The organism is Vibrio sp. 1641, assembly GCF_033339995.1.
GTDB classification, from domain to species: domain Bacteria; phylum Pseudomonadota; class Gammaproteobacteria; order Enterobacterales; family Vibrionaceae; genus Vibrio; species Vibrio alginolyticus.
Genome location: NZ_JAWOVP010000189.1, coordinates 1 through 690, shown reverse-complemented (window position 1 = coordinate 690; position 690 = coordinate 1). Strand labels below are relative to the sequence as shown.

Here is a 690-nt window from a genome sequence, read left to right as displayed (position 1 = left end):
AAAAAGCTGGCGGCTTACGGTTGGGTGGATTGGCAACCGGCGATTGGGCGAAGCAACCCAAGCCGTTTGAGTATCACCATTACTTTGCAACAAGCGATGACCGAGTTTTTGGTGGAAGAGCTTGCTAGGGGCAGAATGAATTCGATAACAAAGCTTATCGATTGGTTCGGCCAAACGGCGGTTCGTTCGCTTACGATTGCATCGGAAAAAGTGAACGAGCTGAATGAGTCTAAAAACGCCATTCTTATTTCTTCTTATCCGTGGGTTTCAAATATCGATCCCGCAGAAACCTTCCGTCATACCGAATTACACGTAGTCAAAAGTGTTTATGATGGGCTGCTAACACAAAACTCCAATGGTGGCATTGAGCCCGCTTTAGCGCATGAATGGAAAATGGAAGAAAACGTCATGACGTTATGGTTAAGGCCAGGCATTTTTCGTCATGATGGTGAGCTTCTGAGCATAGACGACGTGGTTTGGAGTTTAGAAAGACTCAAGCAAATTAAAGGGCCGGTTTATGAGCTTTGCCAATGCATTTAAACTGTTACAGCCGAAACTCCGAACTGCTTGAAGATAGTGCTCAAACGCGCAAACCAATTCTTTCCGAACAAGTTAGCCACGCCACATGCCACAAAATTGTGTCGAGACACGGCCTCTTCTGGCTCGGGTTATTCATATCATATCGGCACA

The 690-nt window shown here is 45.9% G+C and carries 1 pseudogene; it reads left to right on the top strand.

Annotation, left to right across the window (positions count from 1 at the left end):
* Nucleotides 1–690: pseudogene (locus R7Z47_RS24975) on the top strand (ABC transporter substrate-binding protein); the annotation flags it as partial.